At 69.9% G+C, this 22,914-nt stretch carries 17 protein-coding genes and 1 pseudogene; 8 read left to right on the top strand and 10 right to left on the bottom strand.

What is annotated here, in order from left to right; all coding sequences use genetic code 11:
- The first annotated feature begins 4 nt into the window (after positions 1-4).
- The 6 genes and pseudogenes from nuoL to FB384_RS05730 all read left to right on the top strand — a co-directional run bounded on the left by nuoL (position 5) and on the right by FB384_RS05730 (position 9,851).
- Positions 5-1,903: an NADH-quinone oxidoreductase subunit L gene (nuoL, locus tag FB384_RS05755; protein WP_183779846.1), complete on the top strand. Its 1,899-nt coding sequence runs from the start codon at positions 5-7 to the stop codon at positions 1,901-1,903.
- Complete coding sequence (locus FB384_RS05750; protein ID WP_183779843.1) at positions 1,900-3,447, top strand: NADH-quinone oxidoreductase subunit M; 1,548 nt, start codon at positions 1,900-1,902, stop codon at positions 3,445-3,447. Before nuoL ends, FB384_RS05750 begins: the two co-directional genes overlap by 4 nt.
- A gap of 6 nt (positions 3,448-3,453) precedes the next feature.
- Complete coding sequence (nuoN, locus tag FB384_RS05745; protein ID WP_183785031.1) at positions 3,454-5,028, top strand: NADH-quinone oxidoreductase subunit NuoN; 1,575 nt, start codon at positions 3,454-3,456, stop codon at positions 5,026-5,028.
- Positions 5,029-5,202: 174 nt separating this feature from the next.
- Positions 5,203-6,231: a polyprenyl synthetase family protein gene (locus tag FB384_RS05740; RefSeq protein ID WP_183779840.1), complete on the top strand. Its 1,029-nt coding sequence runs from the start codon at positions 5,203-5,205 to the stop codon at positions 6,229-6,231.
- Between the two features lie 2,033 nt (positions 6,232-8,264).
- Positions 8,265-8,465, top strand: a pseudogene (locus tag FB384_RS27445) (sunset domain-containing protein); the annotation flags it as partial.
- 522 nt (positions 8,466-8,987) lie between these two features.
- Positions 8,988-9,851, top strand: coding sequence for an SDR family oxidoreductase (locus FB384_RS05730; RefSeq protein ID WP_183779837.1), 864 nt, complete (start codon positions 8,988-8,990; stop codon positions 9,849-9,851).
- Here the strand turns inward: FB384_RS05730 and FB384_RS05725 are convergent.
- The 4 genes from FB384_RS05725 to FB384_RS05710 form a co-directional block, all read right to left on the bottom strand.
- Entirely contained in the window at positions 9,848-11,206 is a 1,359-nt protein-coding gene (locus FB384_RS05725) for an NAD(P)/FAD-dependent oxidoreductase (protein ID WP_183779835.1), read from the bottom strand. The two genes, FB384_RS05730 and FB384_RS05725, sit on opposite strands and share 4 nt — an antisense overlap.
- A 156-nt stretch (positions 11,207-11,362) precedes the next feature.
- The gene (locus FB384_RS05720; protein ID WP_183779832.1) at positions 11,363-12,427 is read right to left on the bottom strand and encodes a 2-oxoacid:ferredoxin oxidoreductase subunit beta; all 1,065 of its coding nucleotides are present in this window, start codon (positions 12,425-12,427) and stop codon (positions 11,363-11,365) included.
- Entirely contained in the window at positions 12,424-14,340 is a 1,917-nt protein-coding gene (locus FB384_RS05715) for a 2-oxoacid:acceptor oxidoreductase subunit alpha (RefSeq protein ID WP_183779830.1), read from the bottom strand. Before FB384_RS05715 ends, FB384_RS05720 begins: the two co-directional genes overlap by 4 nt.
- Positions 14,341-14,520: 180 nt before the next feature.
- Complete coding sequence (locus FB384_RS05710; protein WP_183646356.1) at positions 14,521-14,967, bottom strand: Lrp/AsnC family transcriptional regulator; 447 nt, start codon at positions 14,965-14,967, stop codon at positions 14,521-14,523.
- A 127-nt stretch (positions 14,968-15,094) separates the two neighbouring features.
- On the opposite strand from FB384_RS05710, the gene FB384_RS26730 reads away from it, so the two are divergent.
- Positions 15,095-16,048: a dimethylarginine dimethylaminohydrolase family protein gene (locus FB384_RS26730; RefSeq protein WP_407676089.1), complete on the top strand. Its 954-nt coding sequence runs from the start codon at positions 15,095-15,097 to the stop codon at positions 16,046-16,048.
- Positions 16,049-16,478: 430 nt separating this feature from the next.
- Here the strand turns inward: FB384_RS26730 and FB384_RS05695 are convergent, their stop codons facing one another.
- The 5 genes from FB384_RS05695 to FB384_RS05675 all read right to left on the bottom strand — a co-directional run bounded on the left by FB384_RS05695 (position 16,479) and on the right by FB384_RS05675 (position 20,703).
- A complete protein-coding gene (locus tag FB384_RS05695; protein ID WP_183779827.1) occupies positions 16,479-16,853 on the bottom strand; it encodes a VOC family protein in 375 nt (124 codons plus the stop codon).
- Between the two features lie 188 nt (positions 16,854-17,041).
- Entirely contained in the window at positions 17,042-17,908 is an 867-nt protein-coding gene (locus FB384_RS05690; RefSeq protein WP_183779824.1) for a metal ABC transporter permease, read from the bottom strand.
- A complete protein-coding gene (locus FB384_RS05685) occupies positions 17,895-18,821 on the bottom strand; it encodes a metal ABC transporter permease (protein WP_323985130.1) in 927 nt (308 codons plus the stop codon). Before FB384_RS05685 ends, FB384_RS05690 begins: the two co-directional genes overlap by 14 nt.
- A gap of 8 nt (positions 18,822-18,829) precedes the next feature.
- Positions 18,830-19,558 (bottom strand): metal ABC transporter ATP-binding protein, encoded by a 729-nt coding sequence (locus FB384_RS05680; protein WP_183785029.1) that lies wholly within the window; start codon positions 19,556-19,558, stop codon positions 18,830-18,832.
- A 113-nt stretch (positions 19,559-19,671) separates the two neighbouring features.
- Positions 19,672-20,703, bottom strand: coding sequence for a metal ABC transporter solute-binding protein, Zn/Mn family (locus FB384_RS05675; protein WP_183779818.1), 1,032 nt, complete (start codon positions 20,701-20,703; stop codon positions 19,672-19,674).
- 225 nt (positions 20,704-20,928) lie between these two features.
- On the opposite strand from FB384_RS05675, the gene htpX reads away from it, so the two are divergent.
- On the top strand, positions 20,929-21,789 hold the full coding sequence (gene htpX / locus FB384_RS05670) for a zinc metalloprotease HtpX (protein ID WP_183779814.1): 861 nt from the start codon (positions 20,929-20,931) through the stop codon (positions 21,787-21,789).
- 220 nt (positions 21,790-22,009) lie between these two features.
- Here htpX and rfbA read toward each other — a convergent pair whose 3' ends face one another.
- Positions 22,010-22,891, bottom strand: a complete 882-nt coding sequence (rfbA, locus tag FB384_RS05665) for a glucose-1-phosphate thymidylyltransferase RfbA (RefSeq protein ID WP_183779811.1) — start codon at positions 22,889-22,891, stop codon at positions 22,010-22,012.
- Positions 22,892-22,914 lie beyond the last annotated feature (23 nt).

The raw sequence follows: 22,914 nt of genomic DNA, 5'->3' as shown, positions 1-22,914 counted from the left end.
AACTGTGATCGCATCATCGTGGCTGCTGGTCGCGTTCCCGGCGCTCGGTGCGCTCGTGCTGCTGGTCGGCGGCAAGCGCACGAACTCGTGGGGCCACCTGCTCGGCTGTGCGACCGTCGCGGCGTCCTTCGTGTACGCGCTGGCGCTGTTCGCGTCGGAATCGCTGAGCCAGGCGGCCGACACGACGCTCTGGTCGTGGATCCCGGTCGAGGCGTTGCAGGTCGACTTCGGACTGCGGATCGACCCGCTGTCGATGACGTTCGTCCTGTTGATCACGGGCGTCGGCGCGCTGATCCACGTCTACTCGATCGGCTACATGTCCGACGACCGGGATCGCAGGCGCTTCTTCGCCTATCTGAACCTGTTCGTCGCCTCGATGCTGATCCTGGTGTTGGGCAACAGCTTCGTGATGCTGTACCTCGGCTGGGAGGGCGTCGGTCTCGCGTCGTACCTGCTGATCGGCTGGTACACGGACCGCCCCGCCGCGGCGACCGCGGCGAAGAAGGCGTTCCTGATGAACCGCGTCGGCGACGTCGGCCTCGCGATCGCGATCTTCCTGATGTTCAAGCACATCGGCAGCACCAGCTACGACGCGGTGTTCGCCGGCATCGGGGATGTCTCGCCGGGCGTGGTCACGGCGATCGCGCTGCTGCTGTTGCTGGGTGCGTGCGGTAAGTCCGGCCAGTTCCCGCTGCAGGCGTGGCTGCCGGATGCGATGGAGGGTCCGACGCCGGTGTCGGCCCTGATCCACGCCGCGACGATGGTCACCGCGGGCGTCTACCTCATCGCCCGTGGCGCTCCGATCTACAACCTGACCGAGGACGGCAGGCTGGTGGTCGCACTCGTCGGTGCGTTCACGTTGCTGCTCGGCTCGATCATCGGCTGCGCCTACGACGACATCAAGAAGGTGCTGGCCTACTCCACGGTGAGTCAGATCGGCTACATGATGCTCGCCGTCGGGCTCGGCCCGTTCGGCTACGCGCTCGCCATCGCGCACCTGCTGACGCACGGCTTCTTCAAGGCCGGGTTGTTCCTCGGCGCCGGGTCGGTCATGCACGCCATGAACGACGAGGTCGACATGCGTAAGTTCGGCGGGCTGGCGAAGAAGCTGCCGATCACCGCGGTGACGTTCGGCCTCGGCTACCTGGCGATCATCGGATTCCCGTTCCTGTCGGGCTTTTTCACCAAGGACGCCATCATCGAGGCGGCGTTCGGCCAGGAAGGCTGGCGCGGCTGGGTGCTGGGCGGTTCGGCGCTGCTGGCCGCGGGCATCACGGGCTTCTACATGACGCGCCTGATGCTGCTGACGTTCTTCGGCAAGGAGCGCTGGCGGGAGACGACGTCGGCCGACGGCCGCGAGTTCCATCCGCACGAATCTCCGCCGACGATGACGGCACCGATGATCGTGTTGTCGATCGGTTCGGTCGCCGCGGGTGGGCTGCTCATCGGCGGGGACACGCTCGCCGAGTTCCTCAGCCCGTCGGTCGGGGCGTTGCAGGAAAGCCACCACGGCGTGCTGCCGCACGCGCTGATCCCGTGGTTGACGGTTCTCGTGTCGGCGCTCGGTGTGCTCGGGGCGTGGGCGCTGTTCGGTCGTCGTGAGACGCCGGTGCAGCGGCCGGAGCGGGTGTCGTGGCCGGTGCGCGCCGCGCGCAAGGACCTGTACGGCAACGCGCTCAACGAGGCGCTCGTCGCGACGCCGGGCATGTGGCTCACGCGGTCCGCGGTGTTCCTCGACAACCGGGGCGTCGACGGCGCCGTCAACGGGCTCGCCGCCGCGTTCGGCGGCGGCTCCGGACGGCTGCGCCGGATGCAGACCGGTTTCGTCCGCTCGTACGCACTGTCGATGCTCGGCGGCTCGTTCCTGATCGTCGGCGCACTGTTGTTGGTGAGGTTCGGATGACCTGGCTGCTCGCACTGATCCTGCTGCCACTGCTCGGTGCGGTGGCCGTGGCCTTCCTGCGCCGCGACGACCGGCTGGCCATGATCACCGCCTTCGCGGTGTCCATTGTGGAGCTCGTGCTGATCCTGCCGTTGTGGCTGAGCTACGACCCGGGCGGCGAACGGCTCCAGCAGGTGTCGTCGCTCGAGTGGATCCCCGCGTTCGGGGTGCACATCTCCTTCGGTATCGACGGCATCGCACTGCTGATGATCGCCGTGATCGCCCTGCTGGTGCCGGTCGTGATCGCGCTGCTGCGGTCGACCGACAAACTGCCGGAGGGCAAGGACGTCGGCGGACTGCTGTCGCTGATCCTGCTGCAGCAGGCGCTGACGATCGCCGTGTTCGCGGCGACGGACGTGTTCCTGTTCTACGTGCTGTTCGAGATCATGCTCATCCCGATGTACTTCCTCATCGGCGGCTACGGCGGGCCGAGGCGGCAGTACGCGGCGGTGAAGTTCTTCCTCTACTCCTTCCTCGGCGGACTGATCATGCTGGCGTCGGCGATCGGCGCCTACTCACTGGCCGCCGACGAACTCGGCGAGGGCACGTTCGACTGGGCCACGCTGGTGCAGGTCGTCAGCGAGGCGCCGCTCGAGACGCAGATCTGGCTGTTCCTCGGCTTCTTCCTGGCGTTCGCGATCAAGGCGCCGCTGGTGCCGTTCCACACCTGGCTGCCCGACGCGGCGAGCCAGGCACCGGTGGGCGTGACGGTGCTGCTCGTCGGCGTGCTCGACAAGGTCGGCACGTTCGGCTTCCTGCGCTACAGCCTGCCGATGACACCCGACGCGAGCGCCGAACTCGCCCCGGTCGTGCTCGTGCTCGCGGTCGTCGGCGTGATCTACGGTTCGATGCTCGCCGCGGGGCAGACCGACATGCGGCGCTTCGTGGCGTACGTGTCGATCGCCCACTTCGGATTCATCGCGCTCGGCATCTTCGCCTTCACCCAGCAGGCCGTGGCCGGGTCGGCGACGTACATGCTCAACCACAGTCTCGCCACGGGCATGCTGATTCTGGTGCTCGGCATCGTCGCGGGCCGCGGCGGCGACACCCGGATCGACGCCTACGGCGGGATGGCCAAGGTGACGCCGGTACTGGCGGCGATGCTGCTGATCGCGGGCCTTTCGGCGTTGTCGCTGCCCGGCACGAATTCGTTCATCAGCGAGTTCCTCGTGCTGCTGGGGGCGTTCGACACCCGGCCGGCGTACGCGGTCGTCGCCACGGTCGGCATGGTGCTGGCCGCGGCCTACGTGCTGTGGCTCTATCAGCGGATCATGACCGGCCCCGTGCGCGGCGACGCGATGCTCGCGGCAGCGCCCGGCCCCGGCACGGTGCAGGCCCCGGAGGCGGGCGCCCGCAAGACGATCCGCGACCTGGGCGGACGGGAGATCGCGGCGCTCGCGCCGCTCGTGGTGCTGATCATCGGGCTCGGCTTCTACCCGAAACCCGTGCTGGACACCGTCAACCCGTCGGTCGAACAGACCATCACCGCGGTGCAGGAAAGGTAACCGGCCATCGTGAATCCGTTTCTCGCGCAGCAACTGCAGCCCGTCGAAGCCCCGGGGATCGACTGGGGCGCGATCCTGCCCATGGTGATCGTGTTCGGCGCCGCGTGCGTCGGGGTGCTGATCGAGGCGTTCGTGCCGAAGCACCAGCGCTGGTCCGGACAGGTCGTGCTGACGCTCGGTTCGATCGCCGCGGCGGGGATCGCGCTCGGCGCGTACGTGAGCGCACGACCCGAGCACGGCGTGGTCACGATGGGGAGCACGCTGTCGATCGACACGCCCGCGCTGTTCCTGTGGGGCACGCTGCTCGCACTGAGTGTCGCGGCGGTGCTGATGATCGCCGACCGGTCGGTCGAGCCGGGCGGTTCGTTCGTCGCGCAGGCCGGCATCGCGCCCGGCACGGTGCAGGACCGCGCACAGGTGCAGTCCACCGGTATGCAGACCGAGGTGTTCCCGCTCGCGCTGTTCGCACTCGGCGGCATGATGGCGTTCACCGCGGCCAACGACCTGCTGACGATGTTCATCGCCCTCGAGGTGCTGAGCCTGCCGCTGTACCTGATGTGCGGGCTGGCCCGCAGGCGGCGGCTGCTGTCGCAGGAAGCGGCGGTCAAGTACTTCTTGCTCGGGGCGTTTGCCAGCGCCTTCTTCCTGTACGGCCTCGCGATGCTGTACGGCTACGCCGGCTCGGTGAAGCTCGCCGACATCGCCACCGCGTCCGCGGGCACCGACCGCTCGGACACGCTGCTGTTCGCCGGTCTCGGCCTGCTGATGGTCGGCCTGCTGTTCAAGGGCTCGGTCGGCCCGTTCCACACCTGGACGCCCGACGTCTACCAGGGCGCGCCGACGCCGGTGACGGGCTTCATGGCGGCGTGCACGAAGGTCGCCGCGTTCGGCGGGATCCTGCGGGTGCTGACCGTGGCGTTCGAGGCGACCAGCTGGGAGTGGCGTGGCGTGCTGTGGGCCGTCGCGATCATCTCGATGGCCATCGGTGCCGTGCTGGGCCTGACGCAGACCGATCTGAAGCGGATGATCGCCTACTCGTCGATCGCGCACGCCGGGTTCCTGCTCATCGGCACGATGGCGCTGACCGAGGAGGGCCTGTCCGGCACGCTGTTCTACCTGCTCGCCTACGGGTTCACCACGCTCGCCGCGTTCGGTGTGATCTCACTGGTGCGGGACTCCTCCGGCGAGGCGACGCACCTGTCGGCGTGGGCAGGCCTGGCGAAGCGGTCGCCACTGCTGGCAGGCGTGTTCACGTTCCTGCTGCTCGCGCTGGCCGGTATTCCGTTGACCAGCGGGTTCGTCGGCAAGTTCGTCGTGTTCTCGGCTGCGCTGTCCGACGGCATGGCCCCGCTGGTGGTGATCGCGCTCGTCTTCAGTGCCGTGGCGGCGTTCTTCTACCTTCGGGTCGTCGTGCTCATGTACTTCTCCGAGCCTGCGTCCGACGGGCCGACGGTCAGCGTGCCGGGTGCGTTCACCACGGCGTCGATCGCGCTGGGCGTGATCATCACGCTGCTGCTGGGCGTGCTGCCGACGTTCGCTCTGGACTGGGCGGGAGCAGGTGGTTTCGCGCTCGGCGGGTGACCGCGGCGCGCCGGTGATGCGGGCGGTGTCGACGGTCACGTCTGAGCAGGGCTGATGCGTGATCGCCCGGTGAGGACTTGCCAGTAGGCTGGGGCCGGTTTTGACCGGACGCCCGACCCGGCGCCCGGAGGAGAACCGGCCGTGGAACCCAGTGCCGAGAGGGCGGAGCGAGCAGTGTCAGTGCGTGACGGCGCCATCGAGGAACTGCGCGCCTCAGTCGGGCTGCAGATCGACGACGAAGCGCTGCTGACCGACCTCGCGGGCGGTCTGGGCGCGGTGGAGCAGCTGCTGCGGGAGGTCGTCCGCAGCGACGTCGCAGCGGTCAACGAGGCAGCCCGGCACCTGGTGGAAGCCGGGGGCAAACGTTTTCGTCCACTGTTCACGCTGCTGGCGGGACAGTTCGGCACGGCAGGTGAGGATGCGCGCGAGGGCGTGGTCACCGCCGCCGCGGCCGTCGAGCTCGTCCACCTGGCGACGCTGTACCACGACGACGTCATGGACGAGGCGACGATGCGCCGCGGTGCGGAGAGCGTCAACGCCCGCTGGGACAACACGGTCGCGATCCTCACCGGCGACTTCCTGTTCGCGCACGCCTCCCGGCTGGTCGCCGACCTGGGCACCGACGCGGCGCGCATCATCGCCGAGACGTTCGGCGAGCTGGTCACGGGCCAGATGCGCGAAACGGTCGGCCCCGGCGAGGGCGAGGACCCGATCGAGCACTACCTGACCGTGATCGGGCAGAAGACGGGGTCGCTGATCGCCACGTCGGGCCGGTTCGGCGGCATGCTGTCGGACGCGTCGGCGGAGCACATCGAGGCGCTGCGGCGGTTCGGCGACCTCATCGGCACGGCGTTCCAGATCTCGGACGACATCATCGACATCGACTCGCCGTCGGCCGAGTCGGGGAAGTCGCAGGGCACGGACCTGCGTGAAGGTGTGAAGACGCTGCCGATGCTCTACGAACTCGCCGAGGACCGGCCCGATCCGCGGCTCACGGAGCTGCTCAGCGGCCCGATCACCGACGACGCCGAGGTCGGCGAGGCGTTGACACTGTTGCGTTCATCGCGTGGCCTGGAACGCGCACGCACCACTCTTTCAGGCTACGCTCAGCGCGCGAGGACGGAGCTGGAGGCATTGCCGCCGACTCCGGCGCGGGATGCCTGCGAATCGGTCGCCGATTACCTCGTCGCACGCACCCACTGAGGGAGGACACCGCACCAATGTCCATTTTCGGGCAGGTCTGGGTGTTCAGCGCGATCGCTTTCGTGCTGGGCGCCTTCCTGGCCTGGGTTTTCCTGGTTCGGCCCGCGCGTAAGCAGATCAGGAGCCTCGAGGAGAGACTCGTGGCCCGCGAGGCCGACCTCCGCCGAATCTCCGAACCCGCGCTCGGCGCGGCCGGTACGGCGCAGACGCGGACGGAGCACAGTGATCCGTTCAGCGACGCCGACGAAGCCCTGGCCGGCACCGGTGGATACGGGGGCGGCCCGGATGTGGACGTGCCCGGTGAGCCGGAGCCCGAGACGTCGTGGCTCGAACGTGACAGCCTCGGCGGCGCCTACGCGGGCGGCGGTTATGCCGGTGGCGGTTACGGGGACCAGGCCGACGACTTCGACCTGGCCGACCGGCCGGACGACCTGGAGATCCCCGGTGATTCCGGCGACCGGCACGCCCACGACGCCGGATACTCCGACACGTACCGTGCCTTCGCCGGCGACGACCGGTACGACGATGCCGGGTACGACGACCGTGGCGGTTCGGGTGAGCCCGACGGCGCCGACGACGTGGACGCCGCCCTCCGTCGCGTCGCCGAGCGCGACACCCACGACGGTTACGGCCACGACGGTTACGGCTATGGCGGTTACGGCTATGACGGCGAGAACCGTGACGACGAGGACCGTGACGACGAGGGCCGGTTCGGCGAAGGGTACGACGACCGGACGCAGTACATGGCCGTCGACCGGGGTGCCGCCGATGACGCGCCGGTCTCGTCGGTCCTCGACCCGGACGAGATGCGCAGCGTCCCCGGCGACGCCGGTGCCGATGCGGCCGAGTCCGAGTCGACTGGGCTGATCGGCCCGGACGACCGGTCCGGCACGGGTGAGGCCGACGACGCGCGTGCGTCCGAGGCGAACGAGACGGGCCCCGCGACGGCCGACGACCCCGGGACGGGCCCGACCGGCACGTCCGCGGCGGCGGACCCCGCGCTGCACCTCGGCGCGCCGTTCCGGCCCGTCACATCGTTCGATGCGACCACCGAGCTTCCCGTCGGTGCTTTTCAGGACCGCGAACTCCAGGACAGTGGCCTCCAGGGCGGTGGCCTCCAGAGCGGTGGCGTCGACGACACCACGGGCGCCGGCCGGCAGGACCCGGGCGCGGGGGATCGGGACCGCGGTTCCGACGAGAGCGACTCCGGACCGGCGACGGGCCGGTCCGAACGGCCGGGAAGCCTGTTCGAACCGACCCCGGCCGGCGGCACCGGTGGCGCGGACGCCCCCGACGCCGGTGTCTCCGGAGCAACAGCCCCGGCTTCCGGCCACGTCGATGCCGATGACACGGCCGCGGCGGGCACTGTGGAGTCTGCGGCGGGCACTGCGGAGTCTGCGGCGGGCACTGCGGAGTCTGCGGCGGGCACTGTGGAGCCGGCGGCTGGAGTTGCGGAGCCGGCGGCAAGCACGGCGGACCCCGTGGCCGGAGCCGCGGAGTCGGTGGCTGGAGCCGCGGCGTCGAACGGGTCGGCGGCTGACCCCGAGGATCCGCCCGCGTACGCGTTCGGCGGACCGGGTGCGGGTCCCGACGAGGACCCGGCCGAGTCCACGAATGTGCTGCCGAAGCGCACGCCGCGGCAGCGACCGCCGGGCGGGTTCGACGCACCGAAGCCCATCCAGCCGTCGATGCGGGCGATCACCCGCAGGGAGCCGGACACGGGTGCGCAGCAGAGCGGTTCGCTGTTCGAACCGACCTCGCCGGGGGACTCGGCCTCGTCCGAGCCGGCAGCCGAACCCGCCACCGACGTGGCATCCCAGACCGGACAGGCACCGCCCGAATCGCAGCAGCTGACGAAGTTCGTCACGCCGAGCGGGCAGGTGCCCACCGGTGACGAGGCGGTGTCCGGGCAGCTCACCTCCGACGAGGCAGGCGCGCACGAGGCAGGCGCAGGCCAGGCCGGTGCGGTTCAGGGCTCCGTGTCCGCCGAGGGCGCGGACACGGGAGGAGCCGACGGAGCGGACGCCGAGGCGAGGCCGGGTCCGTTCGGCCCGGGCTCGGCGATGCCGTTGCCCGGCGGTGGCAGCCCGTCGCCGGAGTTCACGGTGAAGGCGAGCGTCACGGCGCTGCGGTATGTCACGGACGCCTCGCCGCAGTACCCGCGCATGGTCGCCGAGGTCTGGTTCCGCAGCCCCGCAGACGCCGAACGCGTCGGCTTCCGCCCGCTCACCTGACGACGGTCACGCGCGGGGCGAACGCAACCGCGAGGCGCCGGTCCACTGCCACGAGCCGTCGCCGGTTCCGCTGTGACCCGGAACCGGCGACGGCGTCGGCGCGGAAAGGCTCGAGCGTCTGCTGATCCAGGGCCAGGCGGAGCGGCTTTCGAAAGGGGGCTGCCGGACACGTTCCGGCGGCCCCCTTCGTCGTATCGGCCTCGTCGCGCGGGAGCATGCGTCCGCGCTGTTTCCGCCCGCGTGGCTATGGGTACGACAGGCTCGCGTGCCATCGAGGAGTACTTCGGCGAGGAGGTCGACAAACGGATCGACTATGCCCTGAGCCGCACCGCGGGTATCCGGAATGGTGGAGCCGAGCGCACTCCGATCCAGACGCCGTCCCCGTCCGCCGCCGCAGAAGCCGTGCGGAAGGCGCGCGCAGAGGCGGATCCGGAGACGGAACCGACGACCACGCCGAACCGCACCGAGAGACGGCCAGGCGCCGTGTGCACAGGTCGGACGTCCCGATCGTCAGGAGGAGACATGAGCACCAGCCCCGAGGACTCGCCCCCGCCGCAGCAGCAGGACCCGCCCGGCGGCAGCGGTGGGCTGGACCCGCAGCCGCGGGACGAGATGCGTGACTGGACCGGCCGTGGCCTGCTCACCGGGAAGGTCGCGCTGGTCACCGGCGGTGACTCCGGGATCGGCCGAGCCGTCTGCGCGGCCTTCGCCAAGGAGGGTGCCGACGTGGCGCTGGCGTACCTGTCCGAGGACGGCGATGCCGAACACACGGCGTCACTCGTGCGGGAGCAGGGGTGCCGTTGCCTGACGTTGCGCGGCGACCTCGGCGACGCTCACCACTGCGTGGACGTCGTCGAGCGCACTGTCGGCGAACTCGGCTGGCTCGACGTCGTGGTGAACAACGTGGCCACGCAGGAGCCCTTCGACCGGCCGGACGACATCGGCGACGAGCAGTGGTTGCGCACTTTCGAGGTGAACATCCACAGCTTCTTCCGGGTCACCAAGGCGGCGCTGCCGCACCTCGGCTCCGGGTCGGCGATCATCAACACGGGTTCGGTGAACGGCCTGCGCGGCAACAAGAAGCTCATCGACTACTCGGCCACCAAGGGGGCGGTGCAGTCGTTGACGTATTCGCTTGCCCAGTCCTTGATGGACCGCGGCATCCGGGTCAACTGCGTCGCACCGGGTCCGGTGTGGACACCCCTGATCCCGGCCACGATGCCGGAGGAGAAGGTGGAGAACTTCGGCGAGCAGGCGCCGATGGGACGGGCCGCGGACCCGGACGAGATCGCACCCTCGTACGTGTTCTTCGCCGCGAACCAGCTGTCGTCGTACTACACGGGCGAAGTGCTGGCCCCGGTCGGTGGCGAGACCATGCCCGGCTAGGACCGGGCCCCGCCGCCGGGGTTCGCTTCGGCCTCGGCGTTCGCCCGCTCCGAGCGCAGATCCGGCAGTTCGGGGGAGGCCGTGTCCAGCGGCACGGTTCCGGAGCGGACCAACCCGAGTTGCACACGAGGCCGGGTCGCGACCGTGTCCAGAGCCCAGTCGATGGCGACCCGCAGCCGATTGGTCGGCATGGCCGCCAGGTGATACCCGCGCGTGACCGTCTTGGCAGGCAGCCCGGAGAGCGGTATGTGCAACGGGTTCGCGGCGGCCTTGCCGGCACCGAGGTCCACGACGAAACCGAGGTCGCGGTGCCGGTAGGCGGCGAACGTTCCGTGTCCCAGCGAGGCGAGGACGTTGCGGGCGGCCAGCTTTCCCTGCCGGACGGCGTGCTGGGCGGTCATCGGGGTGAGTCGTTCCGGGTGGTGGGGATCGGTGACCGCGGCGGCGTCGCCGCACGCGAACACATGAGGGTAGGAGGGCACCGACAGGTGTTTGTCGACCACGAGCCTGCCCTGCTGGGTTTCCAGGCCGAGGGATTCCACGAGCGGATCGGGACGGACGCCGACGCACCAGACCAGCGACCGTGTGCGGACGAACTGATCGTTGCTGAGCGTGACGCCTTCCTCCGTGCTCTCGGTGATCGACGTTTCCGTCAGGATCTCGACTCCCCGATCCCGGAGGACATCGTCCGCCGTGCGTGACAGCCGCCGGTCGAGCTCGGGCAGTACGCGCGGCGCGAGGTCCAGTAGCTTCCAGCGCATCGGCTGATCGCGCAGTTCCGGGTGCCGCGCGGCCAACGTCTCGGTGAACGACGGGCCCTGCGCGGCGACCTCGGTTCCGGTGTAGCCGGCGCCGACCACGACGAAGGTGCAGCGAGCGTCGCGCTCCTGCGGGTCGTCGGTCATGGCCGCCAGTTCGATCTGCCGCGTCACGTGGTCTCGGAAGTACAGCGCCTCGGGGATGCCCCGGAAGCCGTGCCCGTGCTTGGCCACTCCCGGGATGGGCAGCAGCTTGTTGACACTGCCGGCGGCCAGCACCAGCCGGTCGAAGGACAACGAGTCCGCGTTGCCCTCGGGGTCGTCGTAGGACAGTTCCTGCCGATCCGGGTCGATCGTGGTGACGTTCCCGAGGACCAGTCGCACGTTCGGCAGCGTTCCCGGCAGCGAGATCGTGATCGAGCGCGGGTCGACGATCCCCGATCCCACCTCAGGCAGGAGCGGAACGTACAGGAAGTAGTCGGTGGGGTTGACGAGAACGATCTCGATCTCGTCGTGATCCACATTCTTCGTCAGGTGCTGCGCAGCGTGATAGCCCGCGAATCCGCCACCGACGATCACCACTCGGGTTCGTGCCATCGGCGCCCCTTCGACGAGTCAGTGTGCGGCCCGAGTCCTTCCCGGTCCGCCCTTCGGCGAAACCGGCTCTACGCGGGCGGCGTGCTCGACGACGGGACAGCCGAGGGCCCCGCCGGCCGGTATCGGCCGACGGGGCCCTCGCCCGTGTCCGTGACGCTATTCGACCGTCCAGGTGTCCTTGCCCGTGAGCAGGGCCTGCAGGTCGCCCGGCTTGGCTTCCTGCGCCTGCCGCACCTGGGCGCGGGCCTGGTCGTCGTAGGTCTCGCGGTCGACCTGGCGGAAAATGCCGGTCGGGATGTGGTTGAGGTGCTGGTCGCCGAGGCGGGACAGCGCGAACCCGTACGCCGTGTCGTCGATCGACGGGTCGTGCACGACGAGGTTGTCCTCACCGATGTCGGCGACCTTGCCGACGTCGAGGCCGCCGTACCCGGTGGTGGTGACGCCGAACTCGCCCTCGGGGCCGAACCGGATCGGCTCACCCGGGGTGAGCGGGATGAGTCGCTGTGCGGCCTCGCCGGGGTCCTTCAGCATGTCGAACGCGCCGTCGTTGAAGATCGGGCAGTTCTGGTAGATCTCCACGACCGCGCTGCCGCGGTGCTGCGCGGCGGCGGTGAGCACCTCGGTGAGGCCCTTCTTGTCCGAATCCATCGCGCGGCCCACGAACGTGGCCTCGGCACCCAGCGCGAGCGAGACGGGGTTGAACGGCGTGTCCACCGATCCCATCGGGGTCGACTTGGTGACCTTGCCCGGCTCGGAGGTCGGCGAGTACTGGCCCTTCGTCAGACCGTAGATCCGGTTGTTGAACAGCAGGATCTTCAGGTTGACGTTGCGGCGCAGTGCGTGGATGAGGTGGTTGCCGCCGATGGAGAGGGCGTCGCCGTCGCCGGTGACGACCCACACCGACAGGTCCGGCCGGGTCGTGGCCAGGCCGGTCGCGATCGACGGCGCGCGGCCATGGATCGAGTGCATGCCGTAGGTGTTCATGTAGTACGGGAACCGGCTCGAGCAGCCGATCCCGGAGATGAACACGATGTTCTCGCGCTTGAGGCCCAGCGTCGGCAGGAACGACTGGATGGTGTTGAGCACGATGTAGTCACCGCACCCCGGGCACCAGCGCACTTCCTGGTCGGACTTGTACTCCTTGGCCTTCTGCGGCTCGTCGGTCGTGGGGACCAGATCGAGTCCGCCCATGCTGGGCAGGCCCAGGTCGGTGGCGGTCATACTGCGGTGACCTCCCTGATGATGTCGGTGAAGACGCCTTCGAGTTCTTCGGCCTTGAAGGGCAGCCCGGCGACCTTGTTGTAGGACTGGATGTCGGTCAGGTATTTGGCGCGCAGCAGCATCGACAGCTGGCCGAGGTTCATCTCGGGTACGACCACGTGGTCGTACGAGGCGAGCACCTCGCCGAGGTTGGCCGGCAGCGGGTTGAGGTGGCGCAGGTGGGCCTGGGCGATCGGCATGCCCTTGGCCCGTACCCGCCGCGCCGCGGCGCCGATCGGCCCGTAGGTCGAACCCCAGCCGAGCACCAGCACGCGCGCGTTGCCGTTGGGATCGTCGACCTCGAGGTCGGGCACCTCGATGCCGTCGACCTTCGCCTGGCGCAGCCGCACCATCTTGTCGTGGTTGTCGGGGTCGTAGGAGATGTTGCCCTTACCCTCGGCCTTCTCCAGACCGCCGATGCGGTGCTGCAGCCCCGCCGTGCCGGGCAGCGCCCACTCGCGGGCCAGGGTCTCCGGGTCGCGCTGGTACGGCCAGTGTTCGCCGGAACCGTCGGGCGCGTTGGGCTCGGACGCGAACGTCACCGACAGGTCGGGCAGCGTCGACACGTCCGGGATCAGCCACGGCTCGGAGCCGTTGGCGATCGCGCCGTCGGAGAGCAGCAGCACCGGCGTGCGGTAGGTCAGCGCGATGCGGGTCGCTTCGAGGGCGATGTCGAAGCAGTCGGCAGGGGTGGCCGGGGCGATGATCGGCACCGGGCACTCACCGTTGCGGCCGAAGTAGGCCTGCAGCAGGTCGGCCTGTTCGGTCTTGGTCGGCAGTCCGGTCGACGGGCCGCCGCGCTGCACGTCGATGACCACCAGCGGCAGCTCGGTCATCACGCCGAGCCCGATCGTCTCGGCCTTCAGCGCGATCCCGGGACCGGACGTCGAGGTGACGCCTAGCGCTCCGCCGTAGGCGGCGCCGAGGGCTGCTCCGATGCCGGCGATCTCGTCCTCGGCCTGGAACGTGGTGATGCCGAAGTTCTTGTGCTTGGACAGCTCGTGCAGCACGTCGGAGGCCGGCGTGATCGGGTACGTGCCCAACAGCACTGGCAGCTGGGACTGCTGCCCGGCCGCGACGATGCCGTAGGCCAGCGCCGTGTTGCCCGTGATCTGCCGGTAGGTGCCCTGCGGCAGCTTGGCGGGGGCGATCTCGAACGTCGTGCCGAACGCCTCGGTGGTCTCGCCGTAGTACCAGCCTGCGCGGAAGGCGAGCACGTTGGCCTCGGCGACCTCGGGCTTCTTGGCGAACTTCTCGCGGAGGAACGCCTCGGTGCCTTCGGTCGGCCGGTGGTACATCCACGACAGCAACCCGAGGGCGAACATGTTCTTGCAGCGCTCGGCGTCCTTCTTGCCGAGTCCGGTGTCGGCCAGCGCACCCTGGGTGAGGGTCGACATGGCGACCTCGTGCACCTCGAACGCCGACAGCGAGTCGTCCTCGAGCGGGTTCGACTCGTAGTCGACCTTGGCCAGGTTGCGCTTGCCGAACTCGTCGGTGTTGACGATGACGGTGCCGCCCTTGGGCACGTCGCCGATGTTGGCCTTGAGGGCCGCCGGGTTCATCGCCACGAGCACGTCGGGGCGGTCGCCGGGGGTGAGGATGTCGTAGTCGGCGAAGTGCACCTGGAAGCTCGAGACGCCGGGGATGGTGCCCTGGGGTGCGCGGATCTCCGCGGGGAAGTTCGGCAGCGTCGCGAGGTCGTTGCCGAACGCGGCGGCTTCCGACGTGAACCGGTCGCCGGTCAGCTGCATGCCGTCGCCGGAGTCGCCGGCGAACCGGATCACGACACGCTCGAGCCGGTTGACCTCTGTCGGTCGGGACGCCGAAAGCGCCTCGGTGCCGGCTGTTGCGCTGCCGTTCGCACTCGTGCTCATGGGCCAGGAAATCCCTCTCTGACGACTGGCGCGCCCAGCGCGCAATACTTCGAGATTACTTGTTGTTTTCAGGGCGAGCGGACGGGTGTGATTTGCCTTACCTATGGTGCACGAGTGATGACCCCCGGATTCCACGACCTGAGACGGGTGCCCGTGCGCGAAGCGCATGTTTCAGGGTAATCATTCGCCTGGATTTGGGGAACGCTCCAGCAATGTCGACAAGACGACGGTCGACACGGTGCGGTCGATGATCTCCAGGCCGCGGAGGCGCTCGAGTGCCGATTCGAGGTGGTGGATATCGGACGCGCGCAGGTGCACGATCGCGTCGGCAGCACCCGACACAGTGTAGGCGGCCACCACTTCGGGCAGCGGCTCCAGGTGGGAGCGGATGCGTCCGGGGGAGACGTTGCCGTGGCAGTGCACCTCGACGAACGCCTCCGTCCCCCAGCCGAGCGCCTCGGGGTCGACCACCGCCGTGAAGCCCCGCAGCACGCCGTCGTCGAGCAGCCGGTCGACACGCCGTTTCACGGCGGGCGCCGACAGTCCGACCTCCTTGCCGATCTCGGCGTAGCTCGACCGCGCATTGGCGACGAGGCGAGAAACGATCCGCTGGTCCAACGTGTTCATGCGCAATGATTAGCACACTGATGCGCAATCTTCGTCGATTGTTTGCGTGACCAGGCGGTTCTACATTCGAAGTATGACAGGCGATCACGCGCTGCCCGTACGTGTCCCGACACCCCGCCACTACCTGATGTGCCCGCCGCGGCACTTCGCCGTCGAGTACTCGATCAACCCGTGGATGGACCCCGACCAGCCCGTCGACGCCGAGTTGGCCATGCGGCAGTGGACGACGCTGCGCGACACCTACCGCGAACTGGGCCACACGGTCGACGAGGTGCCGCCGCAGCCCGGTCTGCCGGACATGGTGTTCGCCGCCAACTCGGGAACGGTCGTCGACGGCCGCGTACTCGGATCGCGGTTCCGCGCACCGGAGCGTGCCGCCGAGGCCGAACACTTCCGGCGCTGGTTCGTCGAGAACGGGTTCCGTGACGTCACGATGCCGCGGCAGATCAACGAGGCCGAGGGTGACTTCGTCTGGACCGGCCGGGTGCTGCTCGCCGGCACCGGCTTCCGCACCGACCCCGGCGCTCATGCCGAGGCGCAGGAGGCGCTCGGGGTGCCGGCCGTGTCGCTGCAGCTGGTCGACGAGCGCTACTACCACCTCGACACGGCGCTGTTCGTACTGTCCGGAGACACCGCCGGTGCGGGCCCTGTGGACGCCGGTGCCGGTGGCGGTGCCGGTGCGGAGGTCGACGCCGGTGTTGCAGCCTCGGGGGCCCGTGTTGCGGATTCCGGGGCGCGTGTTGCGGCTCCAGGGGGCCGCGTTGCAGGTTCCGGGGCAGGAGGCGGTGCCGGCGTCGGTTCCCGGGCGCAGATCGCGTACTACCCGGAGGCGTTCTCGGCGGGTTCACGGCGCGTGCTGCGGCGGCTGTTCCCGGACGCGGTCATCGCCACGAAGGCCGACGCGGAGTGCTTCGGGCTCAACGGAATCTCCGACGGCCGCCACGTCGTCCTTCCGATCGAGGCGACCGGCCTTGCCGAACGGCTCACGGCGCGGGGCTACGAGGTGCGGTTCGTCGACATCTCGGAGCTGCGCAAGGCCGGCGGCGGTCCGAAGTGCTGCACCCTGGAGATCCGCAAGTAACGCGCGTGTTCTGCGCCCGCCCGTCGCCTGGCCCCCAACGCCGCGCTGACGTGCGACTGCCTAGGCGCGCGTGTTCTGCACCCGGCCACGCGTGTTCTGCACTCGGGCACGCGTGTTCTGCAGGGCGTCGCCCGTCGCCTGACCACCGCTCCCGCCGCCGTGCTGACGCGCGACCGCCTAGACACGCGTGTTCTGCGTCCGGGTGACCGCGAAGGTCTCGCTCGGCGCCCGCGTCGACCCAGACGCGGGTGGCGTCGCTCGTGACGAGGTAGCCCGAGCAGGGGTTGTCGACCGTCGCGTACGGCGTGGCCGACCCCCAGCCCCGTGAGCAGCAGTTGATCACTCGGCATTCGCGCAGCCAAGGGTCGTCGTCGACGGCGGTTCAAGACGTTGTCGGGGTGGTCGGGTGGCCGTCACCCGGGCACTGGCGCTACCCGGCGTGTGAGGTGTCGATGACGCAGAAGCGGTTGCCCTCGGTGTCGGCGAGCACCACGAAGTCCGGGTCGGCAGGGTAGAGGTCCCAGTCGACCCGCGAGGCGCCCAGCGACACCAGCCGTTCGACCTCGGCCGCCTGCTCGTCGGCGTCGGCGGCGTAGAGGTCGAGGTGCACGCGTGGGTGCAGTTGGACCGGCGAATCGCTCGAGTCCAGGGCGATGCCGGGGCCGTGGCCGTCCTGCGGAGTGAGCACCACGAAGTCGTCGTTGACCACGCCGTCGCTCGATGCGTAGCCGAGCGCGGCGCTCCAGAATGCGGCGGCTCTGCGGACGTCGGAGGCTCCCATGACGACCGTCCCGATGTGCAGCACGCGTAGCACGCTCCACCACGCCCCGGAATCCGCAACACGGTCCCCGGAATGTGCAAAACAGTCCCTCGAGAGCGCAACACGCGTGCACGAGTGCAGGACACGCGCGCCCGAGTGCAGGACACGCAGGGCTGAGTGCAGGACACGCGCGCCCGAGTGCAGGACACGCAGGGCTGAGTGCAGGACACGCGTCAGGTGCGGGCCTTCCATCGGGCCAGCAGGCCGCGGCGGGGCGCGAGCACCAGCGCGAGCACGAACAGTGCCCCGCTGGTGAGGCCGATCGTGCCGGGGATCGACGTGTCCAGCGACACCGCGACGCCGTGGCCTGCCACCGACGCGATCCATCCGCATCCCGCGGCCACGACGAGCATCGACCCGAGCCGCGCCGTCAGCAGCCGCGCCGTCGAGGCGGGCACCACGAAGAACGTGATCACCAGGATCGCGCCGACACTGTCGAACGCCACGACGGCCAGCCCGGCGACGGCGACGAGCAGCACCTGGCCGGTCAGCCGGCCGCGCAACCCTGCCAGCTCGGCGAACGCCGGGTCGAACGACGCGGCCTGCAGCGGCCGCCACAACGCCACGACGAGCGCCACCACGGCGACCGTGGCGATGCCGGTGATCACCAGCGACCGCGGCACGTCGGCACCGAACAGGGAGATCGTGCGCAGCGGTGCGAACGTCAGGTCGCCGTAGATCGCCGAGTCCAGGTCGATGTGCGCTCCCGAGGCGAACCGGCTGATGCCGAGGATGCCCAGCGAGAACAGTGCGGGAAACACCAGCGCAAGCGCGGCGTCCGACTCGACGACGCCGCTGCGCCGCAGCCAGTCCGAGCCGAGTACGCACAGCACGCCGAACGCCGTCGCGCCGACGACCGTCCACAGTGAGGCGCGTTCGCCGGTGAGCAGGAAGATCAACACGATGCCGGGCAGCACGGCGTGACTGACCGCGTCGGGCAGCAGCGCTTGGCCGCGCAGCACGAGGAATCCGCCGAGCACCGCGCACGACGTCGACAGCAGCCCGGCGATCACGATGATCATCACGTCATCGGGCGACACGGCAACGCTCCTCCCTCAACCTGCCCGCGCGGGCGCGAGCGATGACGCCGCGCCGCGGCGCCAGCACGACCGACAGCACCGCGAGGGCCGTCGCGAGCAGCACGATCACCGGCCCGGCCGGCAGTTCGGCACGCCCCGAGACGAGTCCGCCGACCGCGCCGCACACCGCCCCGACGACGGCGGACAGCGGCAGGAGGACCGCCAGCCGGGTGGTCAGCTGCCGTGCGGTGACGACGGGTGCGACCAGCAGCGCGACCATCAGGATCGCCCCCACGGTGCGCACGCCGAGCACCACGGCGAGAGCCAGCAGTCCCGTGCTCGCCGCGTCGACGACCCACGTGCGCACGCCCGCCACGGCCGTGAACCCGGGATCGAACGTCGCCGACCGCAGCAGCCGGAATCCCAACAGCACCACCGCGACAGCGACGCCGGCGCCCGCGAGCGCCACCACGATGTCGCGTTCGACCATGCCGGCGGTCTGGCCGAGCAGGTACTCGTCCAGGCCGGACTGCTGTGCGTTGCCGCTGTCGGAGATGCCGGTGAGCAGCACGATGCCGAGCGTCAGCGACACCGACAGGACGACACCGATGGCGGCGTCCGACCGCAGCCGCCCCGCGCGTTCCAGGGCGATCATGGCGAACGCCGCGAGGGTCGCCGAGATCGCCGCGCCCAGGAGCAGCAGCTCCGGCACCTTGGCCCCCGTGAGCAGGAACGCCACCGCGACGCCCGCCAGGGTTCCGTGGCTCATCGCGTCGCCGAACATGCTCCGCTGCCGGAGCACGGCCAGCGGCCCGAGGAGCCCCGCGACGAACCCGACCACGGCCGTGCCGACGACCACCACGGCGTCCGGGTAGGACAACGGCAGCGACTCCAGCAGTCCGCCGAGCGGCCCGGCCTGCAGCGAGCCGGTCACGGTCCCGCTCATCGGGCCGCCAACGGCGCCATGCCGTAGGCAGTTTCGAGGTGTTCGGGGGTGAGCACGTCGGCGGGCGCTCCGGCCGCGACGACGGTGCCCGCCATGAGCACCGCGTGGTCGAAGCTGTCCAGCACCTCGCGCAGGTCGTGGTGCACCGCGATGACCGACACACCCTCACGGCACAGCCTCGTGAGGATCTCCAGCAGCGCCTTCTCGGTGCGCGCGTCGACGGCCGTGAACGGCTCGTCGAGCACGATGAGGTCCGCACGCTGGGCGAGTGCGCGCGCGAGGAAAACCCGCTGCCGCTGCCCACCGGAAAGTTCGTCGATCGGCCGGTCCGCCAGGTCCGCGACCCCGACCTGCGCCATCGCACCCGCCACGCAGTCGTCGTCCGCGGGAGTCAGCCTGCGCAGCCAACCCCGGTGCGGGTAGCGGCCCATCTCGACGACCTGCACGGCAGTGATGGGGAAGTCCTTCGCGACGGCATCGGACTGCGGCACATAGGCCACGCGCTTTCGGACGCGGCGCAACGGCTGTCCCAGCCAGCGCACGGTCCCACGCACCGACGGCACGAGCCCGAGCGCCGCCTTGACCATCGTCGACTTGCCCGCCCCGTTCGGCCCTACGACGGCACTGAGCACGCCGGCGGGAATCTCGACGTCGACGCCGGTCAGCACGGGTCGCCCGCCGTAGGAGGCGCTCATGCCCTGGAGTCGGAGTGCCGGTTCGGTCATGCGTCCGCCTCCCGTGCGAAGAAGTACGTCGTCGGTGCCACCTGCCGCCTCCGCGGGAGGAAGTGCGTCGTCGGTGTCGTTTGCCGCCTCCGCGGGAGCAAGTACGTCGTCGGTCATTTCAGTCCCTCCGCGAGGGTCGCCGCGTTGGCACGCAGCATGCCGAGGTAGCTGCCGTCGGGGCCGGTGGAGTCGGAGTACAGCTCACCGCCGACACGCACGTCGCCGCCGCGGTGCCGGGCGGCCGCGATCATCGAGTCGACGGTCTGCCGCGACACGCTCGTCTCGAGGAACACGGCGGGCAGGTTCTCGTCGGCGAGCAGTTCGGCCACGCGCGCGACGTCGGCGGTCGTCGCCTCCTGCTGAGTGGAGATGCCCTGGATGGCGACGACGTCCATGCCGAACGCGTCACCGAAGTAGCGGAACGCATCGTGCGAGGTGACGAGCGTGCGGCGGTCGGCGGGGATGCGGTCGATCGTGCGCTGGACCGCGTCGGCCGCGGCGCGGATCTCGTCGTTGTAGGCCGCGCCGCGGCGGCGGTAGTCGGCGGCGTGATCGGGGTCGAGTTCGGCGAGACGTTCGGCCACGGCGTCGACGACGTGCGTCCACAGCGCGGGGTCGTGCCAGATGTGCGGGTCGTGTTCCTCCTCGGGCGCCGCATCCGCGGGTGGGCTCAACAACTCGTCGGCCGGCACCGCCTCGCCCGCCAGCAGCACCGGCTTCGTGCGGCCGACCTCGTCGAGGGTCTGCTGCAGGGAGCCCTCCAGGTAGAGCCCGACGGCGATCACCGCGTCGGCACGGCGCATCTCGCGCAGGTCCCCGGCCTTGGCTTGGTACAGATGCGGGTCGACGCCGGGGCCCATCAACCGCACGGTCTCGACGTCCTCGCCGCCGATGTGCCGCACCGTGTCGTCGAGGAACGTCGTGGTGGTGACGAGGCGGAGCGGGTCGTCACCACCGACCGGCCCGACGGCGCCGACCGGCTGGAGGGCGTAGCCGACGGCGCCGGAGATCGCCAGGACGAACACCACACCGAGGGTCACGAGCGTGCGCCGGTCGCGCTTGCGGGCGCGACTGCGCCGCTGTGCCCGCCGGTGGCGTTCGTCGGCGGTTGCAGTGGCGATATGCCCGTCACCAGTGTCGTCCATGCTCCACCCTCGAATTTCGGTGCGCCGAACTCTACTGTACGACAAGGCGAACACAGCTGTCGGTGTGGCGTGATACACGGCTCGTTATCTCGTCCGAAGTAGACTCACACCGCGCTGACGTGGAACTTCGCCGGGCCTTCGGACGTTGAACCGTACGCCGGCCACATGTGGTGGCGGCATTCGCGGGGATGGTTCCCGCTCGCGGACCGGGAGGAGGGTGAGCCGGTGCACAGGCACCACAACGGCCTCAAGACGGCACTGCTGCTGGGGTTGATGAGCGCGCTGATCATCGGCATCAGCGGCCTGTTCGGCAGGGGTGCGCTCATCATCGGACTGCTGCTCGCGCTGGCGATGAACGGCTACGCCTACTTCAACTCCGACAAGCTCGCGCTGAAGGCCATGCGCGCGCAGCCGGTGTCACAGGCGCAGCAGCCCGCGATGTACCGCATCGTGCGTGAACTGGCGACGTCCGCGCGCCAGCCGATGCCGCGGCTGTACGTGAGCCCGACCCGCGCGCCCAACGCGTTCGCCACCGGGCGCAATCCCCGCAACGCCGCTGTGTGCTGCACCACGGGCATCCTGGAGATCCTCGACGAACGCGAGCTGCGCGCCGTGCTGGGCCACGAGCTCGCCCACGTCTACAACCGCGACATCCTCATCTCGTCGGTCGCCGGCGCGCTGGCCAGTGTGGTGAGCTTCCTGGCGAACATGGCGATGTTCGCCGGCATGTTCGGCGGCAACCGCGAGGGCGGCAACCCGATCGGCATGCTGCTGTTGGCGCTGCTCGGGCCGGTGGCCGCGGGGATCATCAAGATGAGCGTGAGCCGTTCGCGCGAGTACCAGGCGGACACCTCGGGTGCCGAGTTGACGGGTGATCCGCTGGCGCTGGCGTCGGCGTTGCGGAAGCTCGAGCGGGGGACAAGCGCCGCCCCGTTGGCGCCGGAGCCGAAGCTCGTGTCGCAGTCGCACCTGATGATCGCGAACCCGTTCCGCCCCGGTGAGCGCATGTCGCGGCTGTTCTCCAGTCACCCGCCCATCGAGGACCGCATCCGCCGTCTCGAGGACCTGGCCCGCCGACAGCTCTGACCCCGCCCCCGCGTGTTGCGCTTTCCGGGGCGCGTGTTCTGCATCCGGGACGCCGTGTCCTGCGTTCGGCACCGCGTGTTCCGCGCTCGGGCATGATGTGCTGCCCGTCGGCGTGGGCGCAACACGACCCCGGAGACGCGGTCACGCAGTAACGCGGCCATGAGGGGCGGTCGGGCGGGCGCAACACGGTCCCCGGACGCGCAACACGGCCCCTGGAAGGTCAGCCGGTGGCGCCCGCGGCCTTCGCGATGTCCATGACGTAGTCGCCGTAGCCGCTCTTGGCGAGTTTCGCGCCGAGCTGGTGGCATTCGTCGGCGTCGATGTAGCCCATCCGCAGCGCGACCTCTTCGAGACAGGCGATGCGCACGCCGGTGCGGTGTTCCAGCACCTGCACGAACTGGCCCGCTTCGAGCAGCGAGTCGTGCGTGCCGGTGTCCAGCCACGCGAACCCGCGGGAGAACTCGACCAGCCGCGCGCGGCCCTGGCGCAGGTACGTCAGGTTGACGTCGGTGATCTCCAGTTCGCCGCGCGCCGACGGTTTCAGCCCGCGCGCGATGTCGACCACCTGGTTGTCGTAGAGGTACAGCCCCGTGATCGCCTTGTTGGACCGCGGCACCGCCGGCTTCTCCTCGATGGACAGCAGCGTGCCGTCCGGTGCGATCTCGCCGACGCCGTAGCGCTGCGGGTCCTTCACCGGGTAGCCGAACAGCACGCAGCCGTCGAGCCCCGTGGCCTCGGCCTGCAGCGTCCGCGAGAAGCCCTGGCCGTAGAAGATGTTGTCGCCGAGGATCAGTGCCACGTCGTCGTCGGCGATGAAGTCGGCGCCGATGACGAAGGCTTCGGCGAGGCCGTTCGGTGCGGCCTGCTCGGCGTAGGAGAGTTCGATGCCGAACTGGCTGCCGTCGCCGAGGAGACGCTGGAAGTTCGGCAGGTCCGAGGGCGTCGAGATGATCAGGATCTCGCGGATGCCGGCGAGCATCAGCACGGAGATCGGGTAGTAGATCATCGGCTTGTCGTAGACGGGCAGCAGCTGCTTCGACACGGCCTGTGTGATCGGGTGCAGCCGCGTTCCGCTGCCACCCGCCAGCACGATGCCCTTCATCGCCCGCCCTTCATGCCGTATCC

This window comes from Prauserella sediminis (genome assembly GCF_014195435.1).
Taxonomy (GTDB): Bacteria; Actinomycetota; Actinomycetes; order Mycobacteriales; family Pseudonocardiaceae; genus Prauserella; species Prauserella salsuginis.
This window is presented reverse-complemented; position numbering and strand designations above follow the sequence as displayed.

Bases quoted from the DNA above. Each gene is read 5' to 3' on its own strand.
- FB384_RS05725 (WP_183779835.1), bottom strand. From the start codon at position 11,206: ATGGCACGAACCCGAGTGGTGATCGTCGGTGGCGGATTCGCGGGCTAT.
- FB384_RS05720 (WP_183779832.1), bottom strand. From the start codon at position 12,427: ATGACCGCCACCGACCTGGGCCTGCCCAGCATGGGCGGACTCGATCTG.
- FB384_RS05675 (WP_183779818.1), bottom strand. From the start codon at position 20,703: ATGGACGACACTGGTGACGGGCATATCGCCACTGCAACCGCCGACGAA.
- FB384_RS05680 (WP_183785029.1), bottom strand. From the start codon at position 19,558: ATGACCGAACCGGCACTCCGACTCCAGGGCATGAGCGCCTCCTACGGC.
- FB384_RS05730 (WP_183779837.1), top strand. From the start codon at position 8,988: ATGAGCACCAGCCCCGAGGACTCGCCCCCGCCGCAGCAGCAGGACCCG.
- FB384_RS05710 (WP_183646356.1), bottom strand. From the start codon at position 14,967: ATGAACACGTTGGACCAGCGGATCGTTTCTCGCCTCGTCGCCAATGCG.
- FB384_RS05750 (WP_183779843.1), top strand. From the start codon at position 1,900: ATGACCTGGCTGCTCGCACTGATCCTGCTGCCACTGCTCGGTGCGGTG.
- rfbA (WP_183779811.1), bottom strand. From the start codon at position 22,891: ATGAAGGGCATCGTGCTGGCGGGTGGCAGCGGAACGCGGCTGCACCCG.
- FB384_RS26730 (WP_407676089.1), top strand. From the start codon at position 15,095: ATGTGCCCGCCGCGGCACTTCGCCGTCGAGTACTCGATCAACCCGTGG.
- FB384_RS05715 (WP_183779830.1), bottom strand. From the start codon at position 14,340: ATGAGCACGAGTGCGAACGGCAGCGCAACAGCCGGCACCGAGGCGCTT.